25 protein-coding genes are annotated in these 20,048 nt (G+C 69.4%); 8 read left to right on the top strand and 17 right to left on the bottom strand.

Annotated elements, in window-relative coordinates:
• The first annotated feature begins 27 nt into the window (after positions 1–27).
• From C6569_RS06330 to accC, 5 genes are all read left to right on the top strand, one after another.
• Positions 28–954, top strand: coding sequence for a non-ribosomal peptide synthetase (locus tag C6569_RS06330; protein ID WP_146144747.1), 927 nt, complete (start codon positions 28–30; stop codon positions 952–954).
• A 60-nt stretch (positions 955–1,014) separates the two neighbouring features.
• A complete protein-coding gene (locus C6569_RS06325) occupies positions 1,015–1,929 on the top strand; it encodes a hypothetical protein (RefSeq protein WP_146144746.1) in 915 nt (304 codons plus the stop codon).
• Between the two features lie 194 nt (positions 1,930–2,123).
• Complete coding sequence (gene aroQ / locus C6569_RS06320; RefSeq protein WP_106748046.1) at positions 2,124–2,579, top strand: type II 3-dehydroquinate dehydratase; 456 nt, start codon at positions 2,124–2,126, stop codon at positions 2,577–2,579.
• A gap of 35 nt (positions 2,580–2,614) precedes the next feature.
• Complete coding sequence (gene accB / locus C6569_RS06315) at positions 2,615–3,097, top strand: acetyl-CoA carboxylase biotin carboxyl carrier protein (RefSeq protein ID WP_106748045.1); 483 nt, start codon at positions 2,615–2,617, stop codon at positions 3,095–3,097.
• Between the two features lie 8 nt (positions 3,098–3,105).
• Positions 3,106–4,461 carry an acetyl-CoA carboxylase biotin carboxylase subunit gene (gene accC / locus C6569_RS06310; RefSeq protein ID WP_106748044.1) on the top strand — a complete coding sequence of 452 codons (1,356 nt, stop codon included), beginning with the start codon at positions 3,106–3,108 and terminating at the stop codon, positions 4,459–4,461.
• A 3-nt stretch (positions 4,462–4,464) separates the two neighbouring features.
• Here the strand turns inward: accC and C6569_RS06305 are convergent, their stop codons facing one another.
• The 7 genes from C6569_RS06305 to C6569_RS06275 form a co-directional block, all read right to left on the bottom strand.
• Positions 4,465–5,124 (bottom strand): HAD-IA family hydrolase, encoded by a 660-nt coding sequence (locus C6569_RS06305; RefSeq protein ID WP_106748043.1) that lies wholly within the window; start codon positions 5,122–5,124, stop codon positions 4,465–4,467.
• A gap of 52 nt (positions 5,125–5,176) precedes the next feature.
• Positions 5,177–5,497 (bottom strand): hypothetical protein, encoded by a 321-nt coding sequence (locus C6569_RS06300; RefSeq protein ID WP_106748042.1) that lies wholly within the window; start codon positions 5,495–5,497, stop codon positions 5,177–5,179.
• A 72-nt stretch (positions 5,498–5,569) separates the two neighbouring features.
• On the bottom strand, positions 5,570–5,794 hold the full coding sequence (locus C6569_RS06295; RefSeq protein ID WP_106748041.1) for a hypothetical protein: 225 nt from the start codon (positions 5,792–5,794) through the stop codon (positions 5,570–5,572).
• Positions 5,794–7,437: an RluA family pseudouridine synthase gene (locus C6569_RS06290; RefSeq protein ID WP_245898252.1), complete on the bottom strand. Its 1,644-nt coding sequence runs from the start codon at positions 7,435–7,437 to the stop codon at positions 5,794–5,796. The genes C6569_RS06295 and C6569_RS06290 overlap by 1 nt, the downstream gene beginning before the upstream one ends.
• Positions 7,434–7,817: a fluoride efflux transporter CrcB gene (gene crcB, locus C6569_RS06285; RefSeq protein WP_106748040.1), complete on the bottom strand. Its 384-nt coding sequence runs from the start codon at positions 7,815–7,817 to the stop codon at positions 7,434–7,436. The genes C6569_RS06290 and crcB overlap by 4 nt, the downstream gene beginning before the upstream one ends.
• A 39-nt stretch (positions 7,818–7,856) precedes the next feature.
• Complete coding sequence (locus tag C6569_RS06280; protein WP_106748039.1) at positions 7,857–9,161, bottom strand: replication-associated recombination protein A; 1,305 nt, start codon at positions 9,159–9,161, stop codon at positions 7,857–7,859.
• 5 nt (positions 9,162–9,166) lie between these two features.
• Entirely contained in the window at positions 9,167–10,588 is a 1,422-nt protein-coding gene (locus C6569_RS06275; protein WP_106748038.1) for a Do family serine endopeptidase, read from the bottom strand.
• Between the two features lie 124 nt (positions 10,589–10,712).
• Here C6569_RS06275 and cnbZ (C6569_RS06270) point away from each other — a divergent pair, with 124 nt between their 5' ends.
• From cnbZ (C6569_RS06270) to C6569_RS06260, 3 genes are all read left to right on the top strand, one after another.
• Positions 10,713–11,462, top strand: a complete 750-nt coding sequence (cnbZ, locus tag C6569_RS06270) for a 2-amino-5-chloromuconate deaminase CnbZ (RefSeq protein WP_106748037.1) — start codon at positions 10,713–10,715, stop codon at positions 11,460–11,462.
• A gap of 87 nt (positions 11,463–11,549) precedes the next feature.
• A complete protein-coding gene (cnbZ, locus tag C6569_RS21905; RefSeq protein ID WP_106748036.1) occupies positions 11,550–12,302 on the top strand; it encodes a 2-amino-5-chloromuconate deaminase CnbZ in 753 nt (250 codons plus the stop codon).
• Complete coding sequence (locus C6569_RS06260) at positions 12,299–13,489, top strand: YbfB/YjiJ family MFS transporter (protein WP_106748035.1); 1,191 nt, start codon at positions 12,299–12,301, stop codon at positions 13,487–13,489. The genes cnbZ (C6569_RS21905) and C6569_RS06260 overlap by 4 nt, the downstream gene beginning before the upstream one ends.
• Positions 13,490–13,567: 78 nt before the next feature.
• Here the strand turns inward: C6569_RS06260 and rplQ are convergent, their stop codons facing one another.
• From rplQ to rplR, 10 genes are all read right to left on the bottom strand, one after another.
• On the bottom strand, positions 13,568–13,987 hold the full coding sequence (gene rplQ / locus C6569_RS06255) for a 50S ribosomal protein L17 (RefSeq protein ID WP_106748034.1): 420 nt from the start codon (positions 13,985–13,987) through the stop codon (positions 13,568–13,570).
• Between the two features lie 52 nt (positions 13,988–14,039).
• Entirely contained in the window at positions 14,040–15,056 is a 1,017-nt protein-coding gene (locus C6569_RS06250; protein WP_106748033.1) for a DNA-directed RNA polymerase subunit alpha, read from the bottom strand.
• Between the two features lie 140 nt (positions 15,057–15,196).
• Entirely contained in the window at positions 15,197–15,586 is a 390-nt protein-coding gene (gene rpsK, locus C6569_RS06245; protein ID WP_106748032.1) for a 30S ribosomal protein S11, read from the bottom strand.
• 85 nt (positions 15,587–15,671) lie between these two features.
• Positions 15,672–16,040 carry a 30S ribosomal protein S13 gene (rpsM, locus tag C6569_RS06240; protein ID WP_106748031.1) on the bottom strand — a complete coding sequence of 123 codons (369 nt, stop codon included), beginning with the start codon at positions 16,038–16,040 and terminating at the stop codon, positions 15,672–15,674.
• A 198-nt stretch (positions 16,041–16,238) separates the two neighbouring features.
• Positions 16,239–16,820, bottom strand: a complete 582-nt coding sequence (locus C6569_RS06235) for an adenylate kinase (protein WP_106748030.1) — start codon at positions 16,818–16,820, stop codon at positions 16,239–16,241.
• On the bottom strand, positions 16,817–18,145 hold the full coding sequence (secY, locus tag C6569_RS06230) for a preprotein translocase subunit SecY (protein WP_106748029.1): 1,329 nt from the start codon (positions 18,143–18,145) through the stop codon (positions 16,817–16,819). The genes C6569_RS06235 and secY overlap by 4 nt, the downstream gene beginning before the upstream one ends.
• Before the next feature lie 203 nt (positions 18,146–18,348).
• Entirely contained in the window at positions 18,349–18,825 is a 477-nt protein-coding gene (gene rplO / locus C6569_RS06225; protein ID WP_106748028.1) for a 50S ribosomal protein L15, read from the bottom strand.
• Positions 18,826–18,829: 4 nt separating this feature from the next.
• Complete coding sequence (gene rpmD / locus C6569_RS06220; protein WP_106748027.1) at positions 18,830–19,012, bottom strand: 50S ribosomal protein L30; 183 nt, start codon at positions 19,010–19,012, stop codon at positions 18,830–18,832.
• Positions 19,013–19,023: 11 nt separating this feature from the next.
• Entirely contained in the window at positions 19,024–19,578 is a 555-nt protein-coding gene (gene rpsE / locus C6569_RS06215) for a 30S ribosomal protein S5 (RefSeq protein ID WP_106748026.1), read from the bottom strand.
• 37 nt (positions 19,579–19,615) lie between these two features.
• On the bottom strand, positions 19,616–19,978 hold the full coding sequence (gene rplR, locus C6569_RS06210; RefSeq protein ID WP_106748025.1) for a 50S ribosomal protein L18: 363 nt from the start codon (positions 19,976–19,978) through the stop codon (positions 19,616–19,618).
• Positions 19,979–20,048 lie beyond the last annotated feature (70 nt).

Here is a 20,048-nt window from a genome sequence, read left to right as displayed (position 1 = left end):
CTTCCGTGTCACGGAATGGAGGATGGCATGATGGGGTCGAGACGGTTGGGGATCTGCCTGGCGGCAGGTTTGACGGCGGCTGCGACCCACGCTGCGGCCGTCGACCTGCCCCCGCCCGCCACCGGCTGGCAGGCGGAATTCGGATCGCGCGTCTTCTTCAGCGGCGGGCGCCTGCAAAAGGACCTCTACGATCCCGACATCCGCCGCCAGATGAACTCGCGGCTGACCTATGGCGGCACGGCGGCGACGACGGGCGAGCTCTTCGGCCGCCTCGACGCGCCCTCCGGCTGGTTCGTGAAGGGCTATGCCGGCATCGGCACACATGGCGGCGGCCTGCTGACCGACGAAGACTATCCGCCCGACACCGTGCCCTATTCCAAGACCCATTCGAACCTGCGCAGCGGCAAGATCGATTACGGCAGCCTCGATCTCGGGTTCACGGTGTGGCGGTCGGAGAGCGTGCGGATCGGCGCCTTCGCCGGCATCCACCACTTCAAGGAAAAGTACAACGGCTACGGTTGTCTCCAGGTTTCGGGGGGCAATTTCTGCAATGTCACCATCCCCTCCTCCGTGCTGACCCTGTCGGAGACCTCGCGCTGGACGTCGCTGCGCATCGGCGTGGTCGGCGACGTGGCGCTGACCGAGCGGCTGAAGCTGACGGCGGAAGCGGCGGCCCTGCCCTATTCGCGGCTCGACGCCTTCGACAACCACTGGATGCGCCCCGACATCAATCCCATGGCGGAAAGCGGCCAGGGCTACGGCTTCCAGGTCGAGGCCAGCCTGACCTACAGGCTGACCGACGCCCTCAGCCTCGGCGCCGGCGGACGCTACTGGTACCACGCCACGACCGGCGCCAAGACCCGCTTTCCCGGCGAGACCAACGCCTCGCACCTCGATTTCCGCTCCGAACGGTGGGGCGCCTTTCTGCAGGCTTCGTATCGCACGGCGTTTTGAGGGACGGGGCCGGCGTGACACCCGTGCCGTCGACGGCTGGCCAACCATGAGGAGAGCGACATGAGGCGGCGCAGGGCGGCGGCGTGGCGCATGGCCACTGTGGCGGCGACGATCGTCGCGGCATCGCCCGCGGCGGGTTTCGACCTGCCGGAGCCGGTGTCCGGCTGGCGGGCGGAGGTCGGCACCCGCGCCTTCTTCAGCGGCGGGCGCTACCAGAAGAGCCTCTACGGGCGCTATCTGAACTCCCGGCTCACCTACGGCGGCACCCGGGCGGTCACGGGCGAGGTGTTCGGCCGCCTCGACATGCCCGGCGGCGTCTTCGTCAAAGGCTATGCGGGCTTCGGCAGCCATACCGGCGGCACCTTGATCGACGAGGATTTCCCGCCTGGTTTCACCCCCTATTCCCGCACCGTCGGCGAGATGCGCAACGGGCGGATCGACTATGCGAGCCTCGACGTCGGAGGGACGGTGTGGCAGTCCGGCGCCAACCGTCTCGGCCTTTTCGTCGGGGTGCACCGCTTCTTCGAGAAATATCACGCCTACGGCTGCCGCCAGACGGCCACCTCCTCCATGTGCGTGCCGACCACGCCCCTCAGTCATCTCGACATGTCGCAGACCGCGCGCTGGACGGTGCTGCGCGTCGGTGCGGTAGCCGACCTCGCGATCACCGACCGGCTCAAGGTCACACTCGACGCGGCATTTCTGCCCTATGCCCATCTGGACGCCTTCGACAACCACTGGAACCGCCCGGAGATCAACCCCACGGCGGAAGTGGGACACGGGATCGGCACGCAGTTGGAGGCGAGCCTCGCCTATCGCCTGACGGACCATCTGTCGCTCGGTGCAGGCGGACGCTTCTGGTACTACCAGACGGCCAAGGCGAAGGCGCGATTCGGTCCGCCCGACCCGCCGGAGCGCGTGTGGAGCGAGCGCTGGGGTCTGTTCGTGCAGGTCTCCTACCGCACCGCCTTCTGAGGCGGGCGGGCGACTGATCACAGGGCGGACGACCGCAGCGGCCGCCATCCACATCCCTCCCTTTGCTTCCCCGGCGCTTGCGCCTATAAGAGCGCGCCCGCAGGCCTTCCGGCCGTGCGGGTTACCGGCGATTCCCGGGTCACGGGACCCGGATCGCGACACGGACCCTCGAAGCGGATCCAAGACCCCGGCGCATGAGCACCGTCCTCGTCCTCAACGGCCCCAACCTCAATCTGCTCGGCACCCGCGAGCCGGCGATCTACGGATCGACGACGCTGGCCGACGTGGAGGCGCTGTGCCGTACCGAGGCCGAGAAGCACGGTCTCGACGTCGACTTCCGCCAGTCCAACCACGAGGGCGTCCTCGTCGACTGGATCCACGAGGCGGGCCGCGCCCATGCGGCGGGCACCCTGAAGGGCGTCGTCTTCAATGCCGGCGCCTATACCCACACCTCGCTGGCGCTCGCCGACGCGACCCGCGGCACCGGCATTCCGCTGATCGAGGTGCACATCACCAATGTCCACGCCCGCGAGGCCGTGCGGCATCACTCCTTCCTGTCACCCGTCGCGCGCGGCATCATCGTGGGGCTCGGCCCCATGGGATATGCGCTCGCCATCGCCGCCGTCGCGGCGCTTCCGGCCAAGGCGTGAGCGGTCCCCGCCGCGCCCAGCCTCACGAGGGCACCATGCTCAAAGGCAAATCTTCCATCGACACGGCGATGATCCGCGAACTGGCGCAGGTCCTGGCCGACACCGACCTCACCGAGATCGAGATCGAGCTCGAGGCCCTGAAAATCCGCGTCGCCCGCCAGGTCACCGTCCATGCGACCGTGGCCGCGCCGGCCCCGGTCGCCGCAGCACCGGCCCCCCTCGCCGCCCCCGCACCGACGCTGGCGGCCCCCGCCGCCGCCGCGGGCGACGACCCGCGCAAGCATCCCGGCGTGGTGCCTTCGCCCATGGTCGGCACTGCCTACCGTCGTCCCTCGCCCGACGCCAAGCCCCTGGTCGAGGTCGGCCAGAGCGTCAAGGAGGGCGAGCGTCTCTGCCTGATCGAGGCGATGAAGACCTTCAACGACATCGTCGCGCCGCGTTCCGGCACGGTGACGCGCATCCTGTTCGAAGACGGCCGGCCGGTGGAATACGGCGAGCCGCTGATGATCATCGAATGAGTCGCCCGATGTTCAACAAGGTGCTGATCGCCAATCGCGGTGAGATCGCGCTGCGCGTCCTGCGCGCGTGCAAGGAACTCGACATCGCCACCGTCGCCGTCCACTCGACGGCCGACGCCGATTCCATGCACGTGAAGCTCGCCGACGAGAGCGTCTGCATTGGCCCGCCCTCGGCGCGCGAGAGCTATCTCCACATCCCCTCGCTGCTGGCGGCCTGCGAGATCACCGGCGCCGACGCGGTGCATCCGGGCTACGGCTTCCTGTCGGAGAACGCCCGCTTCGCCGACATCCTGGAGAGCCACGGCATCACCTTCATCGGCCCCAAGGCCGAGCACATCCGCATCATGGGCGACAAGATCGAGGCCAAGCGGACGGCCAAGCGCCTGGGCATCCCGACGGTCCCGGGCTCCGAGGGCGGCATTTCCGACGACGAGGAGGCCCGCGCGGTCGCCAAGGAGATCGGCTTCCCCGTGATCATCAAGGCGGCGGCCGGCGGCGGCGGACGCGGCATGAAGGTGGCGCGCTCGGCCGACGAGCTCGAGGTGGCGCTGCAGACCGCCAAGACCGAGGCCAAAGCCGCCTTCGGCGACGACGCCGTCTATATCGAGAAATATCTCGGCAAGCCGCGGCACATCGAGATCCAGATCCTCGGCGACGGCCAGGGCAACGCCATCCATCTGGGCGAGCGCGACTGCTCGCTGCAGCGCCGCCACCAGAAGGTGTGGGAGGAAGGTCCCTCCCCGGTGATCACACCGGAACAGCGCGCCGAGATCGGCGGCGTCTGCGCCCGCGCCATGGCCGACATGGGCTATGTCGGGGCCGGCACCATCGAGTTCCTCTACGAGGACGGCCAGTTCTTCTTCATCGAGATGAACACCCGCATCCAGGTCGAGCATCCGGTCACCGAGATGATCACCGGCGTCGACCTCGTCAACGAGCAGATTCGCATCGCCGCGGGGCAGAAGCTGTCGCTGAAGCAGTCGGACATCGTCGTCGAGGGCCACGCCATCGAATGCCGGGTCAATGCCGAGAACCCGGCGACCTTCCGTCCCTCGCCGGGCAAGCTCAACCTGTTGCACCCGCCCGGCGGCATCGGCGTGCGCGTCGACAGCCACGCCTACCAGGGCTACACGATCCCGCCCTATTACGACTCGCTGGTCGGCAAGCTCATCGTCCACGGACGCACCCGCACCGAGTGCCTGGCGCGCCTGCGCCGTGCGCTCGACGAGTTCGTGGTGGACGGCATCGAGACGACGCTGCCGCTGTTCCGCACCCTCGTGCGCAACCCCTCGATCATCGCCGGCAACTACGACATCCACTGGCTGGAGAAATTCTTGGCCGGCGAGGCGGCGAAGAACGCCTGAGGCTCACGGGCCCCAGAGGCCTTTGAGAACCAGCGGCACTTCCGCGTAGGCGCCCACCAGCGCATGGGGACGCGAGAGCAGCAGGGCCTGCGGCGCGTGGTAGCCCCACGCGACCGCGATCGAAGCGACGCCCGCGGCATGGGCCATGTCGATGTCGTAGGTCGTGTCGCCGATCATCACTGTGTCCTCAGGCAGCGCGCCGACCTCGGCCATGGCCTGCTCGATCATGGCGGGATGGGGCTTGGACGGCGCGTCGTCCGCGGTCTGGATCGTGGCGAAGCGCTCGAGCAGGCCGTGATGGGTCATGACGATGCGCACGCCGCGCTGCGACTTGCCGGTGGCGATTCCAAGCGCCACCTCCTGCTCCGCCAGCCATTCCACCACCTCTCGCGCACCCTCGTAGAGCGGCTCGGCATTGCCCGGCTTCAGGCGCTGGGCGTGGAAGGCGCCCTTGTAGGCCTCGACGAGGGCCGGAATATCCGGGTCGCCCTCGCGCGTCAGCGTGGCGAAGGCCTCGGCCAGCGACAGGCCGACGATGGAGAGCGTCGCCTCGCGCGAGGGTGCGGGGCGGCCGAGCGAAGCGAAGGCCTCGTCCATGCAGGCGACGATGAGGTGCTGGCTGTCGACGAGCGTGCCGTCGCAGTCGAAGATGACGAGCTTCACGTGACGGGCGCTCCGGGACCGGAGCGCCTTGTGGGTCATCGGCGCGCCGAGTTCAAGCGCCGAAGCGGCAGGACCTGACCGCCATGCGGAATTCCGGCGTGCGCGGCACATAGCCCCGGGCTCGGACCGCTTCGCGGCACTGAAGGATGCGGGCGAGATCCGGCCGGCGCGCCTCAAGGCAGGCGATGACCGCGCCGCGCACCTCCGGGCCGCGATAGCCGCGGGCGCGGGCCTCCTGCCGGCACTGGAAGCGCTCGGCGCGCAGCTCGGGATTGCCGCGGCCCATGCCGGGGCCGGGTCCATAGCCGTAGGGCTGGGCAGCGAGCGGGGTGGCGGCGAGCAGCGCGAGGGCGGCGGCGGTGAGGCTTTTCATGGGGAGCATCCGGTGCAGGGCGATGACGCCAGCCTTGGCGCCGGCCGCCTGAACCCCGGCTGAAGGCAGCGTTCAGCCCGGGCGGCGCTCCAGCGCCTCGACCCGATCCTCCAGCGCGGCGATACGCCGCTCGGCAAGGTCGTTGGCACGGCGCAGCTCGGCGACGAGGTCGCCCATGGCACGGCCGTCGCCGCCGCCCGGCACGGTGCGGATCACCCGGCGCGTGACGATGACGATCAGCGCGAGGATGACGGCGAGCACCGCCGCGGTGACGTAGATCCAGCCGGTCAGTGACATTACTCCTCCGGCGCCTCGACGATGGGGTCGTAGCGCGAGACGTCCCAGCCCAGCAGGTTGAACGTCTGCTCCATATGGGGCGGCAGCGGCGCGGAGACATCGATCGTGCCCTTGCCGCGCGGGTGGGGAACGACGATGCGGCGGGCGTGGAGGTGCAGCTTGTGCTGGATGCCACCGGGGATCTCCCAGTTCTCCACGTCGAAATATTTGGGATCGCCGAGGATGGGATGGCCGATCTCGGCGGCGTGGACGCGCAGCTGGTGGGTGCGGCCCGTCACCGGCTTCATGGAAAGCCAGGAGAGCTTCTGCGCCATGGTGTCGATGACGGCGTAGTAGCTCACGGCGTGGCTCGCGCCCTTCTCGCCATGCTTGGCGATGCGCATGAAGCTCTCGTCCTCGCGCTCTTCCTTGGCGAGATAGGTGGAGACGCGGCCCTGCCGGGGCTTCGGCACGCCGGCCACCACGGACCAGTAGATCTTGCGCGCCGCGCGGGTGCGGAATGTCTTCGCCAGCGCCGCCGCGGCGAAGCGGGACTTGGCGACGAGCAGGCAGCCCGAGGTGTCCTTGTCGAGGCGGTGGACGAGCCGGGGACGCTGCCCGTCCTCGTCGGTGAGCACGGCGAGCATGCCGTCGAGATGCTTCTTGGTGCCCGAACCGCCCTGCACGGCGAGGCCGGCGGGCTTGGCCAGCACCATGACGTCGGCGTCCTCATAGAGGGTGATGGAGGCGAGGAAGCCGGCGACGTCCTCGCCGACCTTGGCCGACATGGGCCGCGCCTGGTCGAGCTTCAGCGGCGGCACGCGCACCGCCTGGCCGGCCTCGAGCCGATCCTTGGTCTCGACGCGTCGGCCGTTCACGCGCAACTCGCCCTTGCGGACGATTCGCTGGATGTAGCTGAAGGAGAGCTGGGGAAAGCGCGCCGCGAGGAAACGGTCGACGCGCATATCGGCCTCGTCCTCGGTGACCGTCAGGGTCTGGACGCCGGTCTGCAGCGTGTCGGTGGCGGCGGCCTTCAGTTCGGCGCGGGTCGGGCCTGCCGGGGCCGGAGCAGGCGCACGGCGCGGCGGCCGGGCTTCCTCACGCCGCGGCGCCTCTTCGCGCGGGGCGCGGGCGCGCGCTGTGCGGCGCTCGCCGGCCGGCTCGCGGCGGATGGTGCGCGGCTCCTCGACGGCATCGATGTCGAGGTCGGCCTCGGGCGCCCAGGCGGCGGCGTCGATATCCCAGTCGTCCGAGCGGCCGCGGCGGGGCGAGCCGTCGAAGGAGCGCAGGTCGGTCGGCTCGCGCCGGACGCGCTCGCGGCGCGGCGGCCCGGAGCGGCGCGGCTCGCCGTCGCGCTCCTCGGGCCGGCGATCCTCGAAGCCGCGCTCGTCGGACCGCTCGAAGGGCCGGCGGCTGCGGACCGGGCCGCGTGGCGCGCGCTCGGCCTCGGCGGCGAAGGGCGGGCGCTTGGCCGGCGGACGGGCGCCCATGCGCGGCGCATCGCCGGCAGGCCCGGCGCTGCGGCCGCGGGCCGGCTTTGCCGAACCCTTGCCCGGTCCCTTGCCGAAGCCCTTTGCAGGTCCCTTGGCCGCGCCCTTGCCGCCGAAGCGCTTGGCGCCGCGGTCGACGGGTCCCTGACCGGGCGGCTTGCCCCTGCCCTTCATGAGAAGCTCCTGATGACGGCGAGGCCGACCGCCACGGCTGCGATCGAAAGAACCACCGAAAGCACCACATAGAGGGCGGCGGCCCCATAGTCACCCCGTTCGATCAGGGTCACCGCATCGAGGGAGAAGGCGGAGAAGGTGGTGAAGCCGCCGAGGATGCCGGTGGTGAGGAAGAGCCGGAGGTCCTGGCTCCACGGCACCGAGGCGCGGAAGGCCAGCCAGCCGGCGATCAGCCCCATGGCGAGGCCGCCGACGACGTTGACGATGAGGGTGCCGGCCGGGAAGCCCGGCCCGAAGGCCTTCAGCGACCAGACGTTGACACCGTAGCGCGCCGCCCCGCCGATGCCGGAGCCGAGGAAGACGAGAAGGAGCTTGGTCATGGGCCAAGGCCTAGCGGAAGTCGCGGGCGCCGTGAAGCGTCAGCCGCCGCGCTCGCGCCGGAGCTTCGCCCACCACTCCATGCGCTTCGCCACCTCCCGCTCGAAGCCGCGTTCCACCGGCCTGTAGAGGCTCTGCCGGCCCAGCGCCTCGGGCCAGTAGTCCTGGCCGGAAAAGGCGTCGGGCTCGTCATGGTCGTAGCGGTAGCCCTCCCCATAGCCCTCCGACTTCATCAGCTTGGTCGGCGCGTTGAGGATGGTCTTCGGCGGGGTGAGGCTGCCGCGCTCCTTGGCGAGCGCCAGCGCGGCCTTCCAGGCGGTGTAGGCGGCGTTGGATTTGGGCGCGGTGGCGACGTAGATCACCGCATTGGCCAGTGCCAGCTCCCCCTCCGGGCTGCCGAGGAAATCGTAGGCGTCCTTGGCGGCATTGGCGACGACGAGAGCCTGGGGATCGGCGAGGCCGATATCCTCGACCGCCATGCGGACCACGCGGCGGGCGATGAAGAGCGGGTTCTCGCCGGCGTCCAGCATGCGGGCGAGATAGTAGAGCGCCGCGTCGGGGTCGGAGCCGCGCACCGTCTTGTGGAGCGCGGAGATGAGGTTGTAGTGGCCCTCCTGCGCCTTGTCGTAGATCGGCGCGCGGCGCTGCACGATATCGGAGAGACCGGCGGTGTCGAAGACCTCGCCCTCGCCGGCAGCGCGCCAGACCTCCTCCGCCAGTGTCAGGATGGCGCGGCCGTCGCCGTCGGCCATGCGCACGAGAGCGAGGCGGGCGTCGGCGTCGAGCGGCAGGGGCTTTCCCTCCAGCGCCTCGGCGCGGGCGAGCAGCTTTTCCAGGGCGTCGTCGTCGAGGGAGCGGAAGGTCAGCACGCGCGCACGGGAGAGCAGCGCCGCGTTGAGCTCGAAGGACGGGTTCTCGGTCGTCGCCCCCACGAGGGTCACCGTGCCGTCCTCGACTACGGGCAGGAAGGCGTCCTGCTGGGAGCGGTTGAAGCGGTGAATCTCGTCGACGAAGAGCAGGGTGCCGCGCCCCTGGACCCGCCGGGCGCGCGCCTGCTCGAAGACCTTCTTGAGGTCCGCGACGCCGGTGAAGATGGCGGAGATCTGCTCGAAGGCGAGGTCGGTCTCGCCGGCGAGGAGCCGCGCGACCGTCGTCTTGCCGGTGCCGGGCGGGCCCCAGAAGACGAGGGAGCCGAGGGAGCGGGTGCGCAAGAGCCGCGTCAGCGCGCCGTCGGGACCGGTCAGGTGCTCCTGTCCGGCGACCTCGGCCAGTGTCTGCGGCCGCAGGCGGTCGGCGAGCGGGCGCGGCGCCTTCGGATCCGGGCCCGCGGCCTCGAAGAGGTCCACGGGGCTCAGCCGCCCATCATGGAATTGATGATCTGGCCGCCGCGGTCGATCTGGAAGCGCCAGAGCCGGGCGCGCTGCGCCGTGGCCTCGCGCAGGTCGGCCGGCGACTTGATGTCGCGGCCGTTCACCGACAGGACGACGTCGCCCGGCTGGAGGCCCACCTGCCCCGCCGCCGAATTGGGCTCCACCGCCATGATGACGACGCCGTCCGTGCGGTGGGAGACGCGCAGCTCGTCGGCCATGCCCGGCGCGAGGGTCGCGACGCGGGCGCCGGCGAAGGGCGAGGGCCCGGCGAGGGTGACGGCGTCCTGGCCGCCGGGCGGGGCCGGCTCCAGCGCCACGGGGACGACGAGGTTGCGGCCGTTGCGGGTCACGGCGATGCTCGCCATGCCGCCGATCGGCTTGACACCGAAGCGATAGCCGAAGCCGTCCGGATCCTCGACCGTCTGTCCGTCGACGGCGGTGATGAGGTCGCCGGCGCGCATGCCGGCCTTGGCGGCGGGCGAGTTCGGCACGACGGAGACGACGAGCGCGCCGGTCGGGCGGGCGAGCCTCAGGCTTTCCGCGACATCGGCGGTCACGGCCTGGAGGCGGCCGCCGAACCAGGGGCGCTGGACCGTCTGGCTGCCGGACTTGGCCGATTCGACGACGAGGCGCACGAGCGCGGTCGGAATGGCGAAGCCGATGCCGTGGCTGCCGCCGGAGCGCGAGAAGATGGCGGTGTTCACGCCGACGAGGCGGCCGGCCATGTCGACCAGCGCACCGCCGGAATTGCCGGGGTTGATGGCGGCATCCGTCTGCACGAAGGACTGGTAGTCGGCGACGCCGACCTGCGTGCGCGCCAGCGCCGAGACGATGCCCTGTGTGACGGTCTGGCCGACGCCGAAGGGATTGCCGATGGCGAGCACGATGTCGCCCACCTCCAGCGCGTCGGACTCGCCGATGTCGAGGACGGCGAGGTCGGCCGGCGGGTTCTTCAGCTTCAGCACCGCGAGGTCGGTACGCGGGTCGCGCAGCACGATGTCGACCTCGAACTCGCGCCGGTCAGCGAAGGCGACCCTCACCTCCGTCATGTTCTGGATGACGTGGTTGTTGGTGATGACGAGGCCGGAGCGGTCGACGATGACGCCCGAGCCGAGGGAGCGCGCCACCTCAGCGCGGCCGGGCCCCTGCGGACCGCCCTGCCCGCCCCGGTCGCCGAAGAAGCGGCGGAAGATCGGGTCGTCGAAAAAGGGATGGGCCTGCACCTGCTCGACACGGGCGCCGTAGACGTTCACGACGGCCGGCGCTGCCCGCTTCACCACGGGCGCGAAGGAGAGCTGCACGTCGGCGCGGCTCTGCGGCGCCTGGCGCTGGGCCTCGACGGCACCGGAGGAGAGGACGGCGAGGGCTGCGGCGAGGAGGGCGATGGGAGCGAGTCTGGTCATGGCGCCAATATAGCGAGGCCCCCGCGGTCCCGGAAGGGAATGCAGGGGCGGACTGCGCCGGGCGCCGTTGACGGGCCCCACGCCCCCCGCGAGGCTCTCGGGCCTTCGCATCAGGATCCGTTTCATGACCGCCGTCGATTTCGCCCCCGGCAACTACCGTTTCGTTCCCAATGTCTTCCAGTATTCCGGCGCGGTGGCCGCCATGCCCGGGCACCATCTGGTGCGGACGGTGTTTCCCAAGCCGGTTCCCCTTGCGGAGGCGTTCCGACGTATCGCCGACATGCTCACCTCGGCCGGCCGGCCGCTCACAGCCTTCTGCGCCTGCGAGCTGCGCTCGCCAGCTCCCTTCGACGAAGCGGGGTTCCGCGCCTTCAACCAGATATATGCCGGGACCCTCGCCGCCTGGGACCTGATCGACGGCGAGGTCAACCCGGTGGCCCGGGCCAGTGTCTGCCCCGTCGTCGACCCGCCGGCGGAGCCCTCCATCCACGCCTTCACCCATGTCGCGGTCGGCGATGCGGGCCGCCCCTCCTTCGTCGTCGCCGGCAGCGGCGAGGGTTTCGACAAGGGCCCTGGCCATTTCTCCGAGCGCATCGTCCGCTTCGGCGAGGCCTCGCAGGACGCCCTGCGCGACAAGCTGCGGACCGTGCTCACCCACATGGAGACGCGGATGGCGCCGCTCGGCTTCGGCTGGGCGGATACGACGGCCGCCCAGATCCACACGCTGCACGATCTCGGTCCGCTCCTGGAGGCCGAGGTCTTCGACCGCGGCGCAGGACGGAACGGGGTGACGCTCCACCGCGACCGGCCGCCCATCGACGGGCTGGAGATCCTGATGGACACGCGCGGCGTCGGCGTCGAGCGCGTCCTCTGACGGCGGCAGGCGGCCGATGCGTTCGGGCCGGTTGACCGGGGGGAAACGACCCGCGAGGCTCGCCGGCGAGGAAACGCGGAGACCCCCATGAACCCGATCGACTTTGCCGCCGGCAACTACCGCTACGTGCCGAGCGTGTTCCAGTATTCCGCCGGCGCCGCCGCCCTGCCCGGCTATCACGTCGAGCGGGTGATGTTCCGCAATCCCGTGCCGCTGAAAGAAGGGTTCGCCCGTATCGCCGGCCTCATCCAGGGCGCGGGGCGGCCGCTGACCTCCTTCTGCGCCTGCGAGCTCAGGTCGCCGGCCCCCTTCGACGATGCCGGCTTCAAGGCCTTCAACGAGGTCTATGTCGGCACGCTTGCCGAGTGGGGCATCTACGACCCCGCCACCAGGGCCAACCCCGTGGCGCGCTCCAACGTCTGTCCGGAAATCGGCGGCCCGCCGGAGCCCTCCTTCCACGCCTTCTCCTACATCGCCGAGGGCGACGCGGGCGTGCCGCAGTTCGTCATCTCGGGCTCCGGCGAGGCTCGCGAGGGCGCTGGCCCCTATGCCGAGCGCATCGTCCGGCTGAACGACACGAGCCCGCAGGGCCTGCGCGAGAAGGGGGTCTTCGTGCTGGAGCAGATGGAGAAGCGCATGGCGGCCTTCGGCCACGGCTGGCCGGACACGACGGCGGCCCAGGTCTATTGCGTCCACGACATCCATCCCTTCCTCGCCGACGAGATCGTCCGGCGCGGCGCGGCCCGCTGTGGCCTGTCCTGGCACTACAACCGGCCGCCGGTGGTGGGACTGGACTACGAGATGGACTGCCGGAGCGTCGCCGTCGAGCGCAGCCTGTGACCCCTGCGGAAACCGGGGGCTGGCGCGGCTTCTTCGGGCCGATCCTCGCCGGCTATTGCGGCCTGCTGATCGGCGTCGGCATGGGGCGCTTCGGCTATCCGCCGCTGATCCCGGCCATGGTCGAGGCGGGCTGGGCGACGCCGACGACGCTGCACCTCGCGGGGGCCTTCAACCTCGCCGGCTACATCGTCGGCGCGGGAACGGCGCTGGCCACCGCCCGGGCGCTGGGTGTCAGGCCGGCCATCGCGCTCGCCTCGCTGCTGGCGGTGCTGGCCTTTGCGGTCTCCGCTGTGCCTCTGCCCGGCTGGGCCTTCATCGCCCTGAGGGCGCTGTCGGGCGCGACGGGGGGCGTGCTGATGATCGTCATCCCGCCGGTGGTCGCCAATGTGGTGGCGCCCTCGCACCGGGGCCGCGCCAACGGCCTCGCCTTCGCCGGCGTCGGCACCGGCTTCGTGCTGTCGGGAACGGCGGTACCGGCCTTCGCCGCCGGCGGGCCGGCCGGGGCCTGGCTGGCCCTGGCGGCGGCACTGGCGCTCGCCAGCGTCGTGATGATGGCGCTGCTGCCGCGCTCGGCGCCGCCGGTCGCGGCCAACCGCAACGACCCGGCTCCCGCCTGGCGGCGCGAACCCGCCTTTCTCGGCCTTGCCGCCGCCTATTGCGGAGCGGCGGCGGGCTATGTGCCCCACACGATCTTCTTCGTCGACCACGTCGCCCGTGACCTCGGCTTCGGCCTCGCGATCGGCGGCTGGATCTGGGTGGCGGCCGGCGCCACCGCCGTGGTGGCACCGATGGTGGCGGGGCTGGCGGCGGACCGGTTCGGCTACGCGCCTGTGCTCAGGGTCATCGTTGCCCTCATGGCGATCGGCGCGGCCATTCCCGCCCTCACCCACAATCTCGTCCTGCTGACGCTCTCGGCCATGATGGCGGGCGGGCTGATGATCGGGCTCGGATCATCCACCTCCGGGCGCACCCGCGAGATCGTCGGACCCGCGGCGCACACCGCTGCCTGGGCGCTCCAGACGGTCGCCTTCGCCATCGTCCAGGCGGCGGCAGCCTATGGCTTCACGGCGCTGCTCGCCGCCACCGGCAGCCACGCCCTCGTCTTCGCACTGGCGGGGGCCATCATGGCGACGGGCCTGGCGCTGGAACTGATGACGGCCCGCATGCGGCCCCCCGCCGCCGGCTGATCCGAAACGCGAAAAGGGCGGCCGCAGGGCCGCCCTTCCACCAGCCCGCCGAGGGGCAGGCCTTCATCCTGTGGCAGATCAGGCCGCGGCCTGCTCCGGCTTCGCCTGGACGGGACCGGAGTCCTTGCCCTTGGCGTCGACGTCGCGGTCGACGAACTCGATCACCGCGACCGGCGCGTTGTCGCCGTAGCGGAAGCCCGCCTTCAGCACGCGGGTGTAGCCACCCTGGCGCGACTGGTAGCGGGGGCCGAGAACCTCGAAGAGCTTCTTGACCATGCCGAGATCGCGGATCTGCGAGACCGCCTGGCGGCGGGCGTGCAGGTCGCCGCGCTTGCCGAGCGTCACCAGCTTCTCGACGATCGGACGCAGGTCCTTCGCCTTCGGCAGGGTGGTGACGATCTGCTCGTGCTTGATCAGCGCGGCGCACATGTTGGCGAACATCGCCTGGCGATGCTCGGCCGTGCGGTTGAACTTGCGGTGGGCTTTGCCGTGACGCATCGCCTTGTCCTCCGGTGGATCGCGGACCTCACGGTCGGCGATGAATTGAAAATCAGTAATGGTCCTCGAAGCGCTTGGCGAGCTCTTCGATATTCTCCGGCGGCCAGCCCGTAACCTCCATGCCGAGGTGGAGGCCCATCTGGGCAAGCACTTCCTTGATCTCGTTCAGCGACTTGCGGCCGAAGTTCGGAGTGCGGAGCATTTCCGCCTCGGTCTTCTGGATCAGGTCGCCGATGTAGACGATGTTGTCGTTCTTCAGGCAGTTCGCCGAGCGGACCGAGAGCTCGAGCTCGTCGACCTTCTTCAGGAGCGCCGGGTTGAAGGCGAGATCCGGGATCGATTCCTGGACGACTTCCTTGCGCGGCTCCTCGAAGTTCACGAAGATCTCGAGCTGGTCCTGCAGGATGCGCGCCGCATAGGCAATCGCGTCCTCGGGCGAGACCGACCCGTTGGTCTCCACCGTCAGGGTCAGCTTGTCGTAGTCGAGCACCTGGCCCTCGCGGGTCGGCGAGACCTGGTAGGACACCTTCTTGACCGGCGAGAAGAGGCTGTCGACCGGGATGAGGCCGATCGGCGCATCCTCGGCGCGGTTCTTCTCGGAGGGCACATAGCCCTTGCCGGTGTCGACGGTGAACTCCATGCGGATCGAGGCGCCCTCGTCGAGGGTGCAGATCACCAGTTCGGGGTTGAGGATGACCACGTCGCCGACGGTCTGGATGTCGCCGGCGGTGACCACGCCCGGGCCCTCCTTGCGCACGACCATGCGCTTCGGGCCGTCGCCCTGCATCTTGATCGCGATGTCCTTGATGTTCAGGACGATGTCGGTGACGTCCTCGCGGACGCCCGGAATGGACGAGAACTCGTGGAGGACGCCGTCGATCTGGACGGCCGAGACGGCAGCGCCCTGGAGCGAGGACAGGAGGACGCGGCGCAGGGCGTTGCCGAGGGTGACGCCGAAACCGCGCTCGAGCGGCTCGGCCGTGGCGGTCGCCACGCGCTTCGGGTCATCGCCGGGAACGATGTGGAGCTTCTCCGGCTTGATCAGTTCCTGCCAGTTCTTCTGGATCACGGGGTGTTACCTTCGCTTGGATCTGGCCGCTGTCTCGTCCCCTGCAGGACCCTGACGGCCGGTTCCCCTCGCCTGTCGACGGGGGGCGGAAAATCGCGGACCGCCACAGGCCAGTCCGCGATTGCGAGAAACGTGAGAGATCAGACGCGGCGGCGCTTGCGCGGCCGGCAGCCGTTGTGCGGGATCGGCGTCACGTCGCGGATGGAGGTGACGGTGAAGCCGGCGGCCTGCAGGGCGCGCAGCGCCGACTCACGGCCCGAACCGGGACCCGACACCTCGACCTCGACGGTGCGCATGCCGTGCTCGGCGGCCTTGCGGGCCGCGTCCTCGGCGGCGACCTGGGCGGCGTAGGGGGTCGACTTGCGCGAACCCTTGAAGCCCATGGTGCCCGACGAGGACCAGGCGATCGTGTTGCCCTGGGCGTCGGTGATGGTGATCATCGTGTTGTTGAACGACGCGTTCACGTGGCAGACGCCGGAGGCGATGTTCTTTCGCTCGCGGCGGCGAACGCGGGTGGCTTCCTTGGCCATTCTCTAGTCCTTGTCCTTCAGGCGCGCCCGTAATGCCAGGCGCTCGGGAAACGGTCCGGAGCGCGCGGGGCGCTCCGGGTCACGATCACTTCTTCTTGCCGGCGATCGGCTTCGCCGGACCCTTGCGGGTGCGGGCGTTGGTATGGGTGCGCTGGCCGCGGACCGGCAGGCCCTTGCGGTGACGCAGGCCGCGGTAGCAGCCGAGGTCCATGAGGCGCTTGATGTTCATGGAGACTTCGCGGCGGAGGTCGCCCTCGACCATGTAGTCACGGTCGATGGTCTCGCGGACGGCCAGGACTTCCTGGTCGGTCAGCTGGTTGACGCGACGCTCGGCCGGGATCTTGACCTTGTCGCAGATCTCGGCGGCGAACTTCGGGCCGATGCCGTGAATGTACTGCAGCGCGATGACGACGCGCTTATTTGTCGGGATGTTGACACCCGCGATACGAGCCATGTCTCGTCTCCATGTGATCCGCGTCGCCGCGGTGAGAAATGAAATCCATGCGTCCGGTGGAGGCCGGCCCCTGCATGGTTGTCCTTGAAACGGTACGATCCGCCTGCGCAGCAGACGGACCGAAGCCACCGTCGATCGGACGAGATGGGGCGCATAGCCCGCCCCCGTCCGCACGTCAAGCCGAAACTGGCGGAAACCTCAGACTCCGAGGTGGCCGGCGATGGCTTTCGTCACGTCGTCGATCGGCGCCATGCCGTCGACCGTCTTCAGCGCGCCCTTGGAGGCGTAATAGTCGGAGACCGGCGCGGTCTGGGCCCGGTAGGCGTCGAGCCGCTTCTTCAGGGCCTCGGCGTTGTCGTCAGCCCGCACCGGCTCGCCGCGCGCGGTCATCTCGGCGACGCGCTTCTCGATGCGCCCGACGAGGATGCCCTCGTCCACCTTCAGCTCGATCACCGCGTCCAGCTTCATGCCGGACTTCGCCAGCATGGCGTCGAGCGCCTCGGCCTGGGCGACCGTGCGCGGGAAGCCGTCGAGGATGAACCCCTTCGCGCAGTCCGGCTCGGCGATGCGGTCCTCGATGATGCCGACGACGATCTCGTCGGAGACGAGCTCGCCCCGCGCCATGACGTCCTTGGCCTTGAGGCCGATCGGCGTGCCGTTCTTGACCGCAGCCCTGAGCATGTCACCGGTGGAGAGCTGCACGAGCCCGTGGGTCTCCACCAGACGCTGTGCTTGGGTCCCCTTCCCCGCCCCGGGAGGCCCGAGCAGAATCAGCTTCATCGACGTTTCCCCCTGAGCTGCGACTTCTTGATGAGCCCCTCATACTGATGGGCCAACAGATAACCCTGGACCTGAGCGACGGTGTCGAGCGTCACGGTGACGACGATCAGCAGCGAGGTTCCGCCCAAGAGATAGAAGCTTTGGCCGAGCTGGCCAATCAGCACTTCGGGCAATAGGCAGACCAGGGTGATGTAGGCGGCGCCGATGACCGTGATGCGGGTCAGGACGTAGTCGATGTACTGCGCCGTCTTCTCACCGGGGCGGATGCCCGGGATGAAGCCACCGTACTTGCGCAGGTTGTCGGCCGTCTCGGTCGGATTGAACACGATGGCCGTGTAGAAGAAACAGAAGAAGATGATCAGCAGCGCATAGAGCGCCATGAACAGCGGCTGGCCGTGGCCGAGGAGCTGGGCGGTGAGGCGCAGCCATTCCGCGGGATTGGTCTGGAACGACAGCGCGGTCGTCGGCAGCAGCAGCAGCGAGGACGCGAAGATCGGCGGAATGACGCCGGCCGTGTTCAGCTTCAGCGGCAGGTGGGAGGAGTTGCCCTCGAACACCTTGTTGCCCTGCTGGCGCTTCGGATACTGGATCAGCAGCCGCCGCTGGGCGCGCTCGAAGAAGACGATGACGACGATCGTCAGCCCGATGAGAATCAGGAGGCCGAGGAGCAGCGGGGTGGCGATGACGCCCTGGCGGCCGAGCTCGAAGGCCTGGGCCAGCACGCTCGGCAGTTCGGCGACGATGCCGGCGAAGATGATCAGCGAGATGCCGTTGCCGATGCCGCGCTGGGTGATCTGCTCGCCGAGCCACATCATGAACATGGTGCCGCCCGTCAGGGTGATCACCGTCGACATGACGAAGAACAGGCCGGGATTGGCGACGACCGTGCCGGACGACTGCAGGCCGACAGCGATGCCCCAGGACTGGAAGACCGCCAGCACCACGGTGAGATAGCGCGTGTACTGGTTGATCTGCTTGCGGCCCTGCTCGCCCTCCTTCTTCAGCTTCTCCAGCTCCGGCACCACGGCGGTGAGCAGCTGGATGATGATGGAGGCGGAGATGTAGGGCATGATGTTCAGCGCGAAGATCGCCATGCGCCCGACGGCGCCTCCGGCGAAGACGTTGAACATCGCCAGGACGCCCTGGTTGGCGTTGAAGATCTGGCGCAGCGCCTCGGGATCGATTCCCGGCAGCGGGATATAGGTGCCGAGGCGATAGACCAGCAGCGCTCCGAGGGTGAACCACAGGCGCTTCTTCAGGTCTTCGGCCTTGCCGAAGGCGCCGAAATTCAGATTGGCTGCCAGTTGTTCCGCTGCCGATGCCATGGTGGCTCCGATGCAAGTGGGACGGACGCGTCCATCCGGAAAAGTCGCATTCACTTAACGGCCCGGGGCCGCCTTCGCCAGTCCCCCGCGGTCGCAGCGCGATGCGGGTCACGAGGCTCGTACAGATGAAAAGGGGCCGGTCCTCGTCGAACCGGCCCCTCGAAGCTTGATCGTCGCGTTCGGCTGGGAGGGCCGGCCGGCCGTCAGGCCGCGGCCTCTTCCTTCGCCTTCAGAAGGGTGACGGTGCCACCCGCCTTCTCGACCGCGGCGACGGCACCGGCGGAGGCGCCGGACACGGTCAGCTCGATCTTCGACGTCAGTTCGCCGGTGGCCACGAGGCGGATGCCGTCGCGCGAGCGGCGCAGCACGCCGCTCTCGACCAGAGCGGCCTCGTCGATCTTGCCGGCCTTCAGCTTGCCGGAGTCGATCGCGCGCTGGATGCGGGCGAGCGTGACCTCTACGAACGAGAGGCGGAAGATGTTGTTGAAGCCACGCTTCGGCAGGCGACGATGCAGCGGCATCTGGCCGCCCTCGAAGCCCTTGATGGCGACGCCGGAGCGCGACTTCTGGCCCTTCACGCCGCGACCGGCGGTCTTGCCCTTGCCGGACCCGATGCCGCGACCGACGCGCATCTTGCGATGCGTTGCGCCGTCGTTGTCCTTCATGTCGGTGAGTTTCATGAGATCAATCCACCACTTTCACGAGGTGAGACACCTTCGCGATCATGCCGCGGACACTCGGGGTGTCCTCCAGCGTGGCGCGGCGGTGCAGCTTGTTGAGCTTCAGGCCGACGAGGGTCGCTTCCTGCGACTTCTCGCGGCGGATCGGCGAACCGATCTGCTCGATGGTGACGGTCTTGTTGGCCATGGATCCGATCCTTACGCGTCGCCCTCGCCTTCCTCCTGGCGGCGGGCCTGGAGGACCGACACCTTGAGGCCACGGCGAGCCGCGACGGAGCGCGGGCTGTCCTGGTTCTTCAGCGCGTCGAACGTGGCGCGCACCATGTTGTAGGGGTTGGAGGACCCCATCGACTTGGCGACCACGTCGGCCATGCCGAGCGTTTCGAAGACGGCGCGCATCGGGCCGCCGGCGATGATGCCGGTACCGGCCGGAGCGGCGCGCAGGATGACCTTGCCGGCGCCGTGGCGGCCGTGCACGTCGTGATGGAGGGTGCGGCCCTCGCGCAGGGCGACGCGGATGAAGCCGCGCTTGGCGGATTCGGTCGCCTTGCGGATCGCCTCAGGCACCTCGCGGGCCTTGCCGTGGCCGAAGCCGACGCGGCCCTTCTGGTCGCCCACCACGACGAGCGCGGCGAAACCGAACCGCTTGCCGCCCTTCACCGTCTTGGAGACACGGTTGATGTGCACGAGCTTGTCGGTGAATTCGCTGTCGCGCTCTTCGCGGTTGCGCTCGCGTTCACGTTCCCGAGCCATGTTCTGTCCTTTCGGCGGTGAGAACCGCCCGTATCCGTTAGAAGCTCAGGCCGCCCTCACGGGCGCCGTCGGCGAGCGCCTTGACGCGCCCGTGATAGAGATAGGCACCACGGTCGAAGACCACGGTGGACACCCCGGCCTGCACCGCACGCTCGGCGACGAGCTTGCCGACGGCGGTCGCCGCGGCCTGATCGGCGCCGGTCTTCAGTGCGGACTTCAGGTCCTTCTCCAGTGACGAGGCACTCGCAACCGTCACGCCCTTCGCGTCGTCGATGATCTGCGCATAGATATGCTTCGACGAACGGAAGACGCTCAGCCGCGGACGCCCATTCGCCGTCGAGCGCAGGGCCCGACGGACACGCGCCTTGCGACGCTCCGTTGCATCCTTGAATTTGGCCATAGCCAGCTCCTTTGATCGGGCGCGTTCGCGAGAGAACGACGCCCCGGAAGACGGACGGGCCCCGGAGAAC

Source organism: Phreatobacter cathodiphilus (assembly GCF_003008515.1).
Lineage (GTDB): Bacteria > Pseudomonadota > Alphaproteobacteria > Rhizobiales > Phreatobacteraceae > Phreatobacter > Phreatobacter cathodiphilus.
This window is presented reverse-complemented; position numbering and strand designations above follow the sequence as displayed.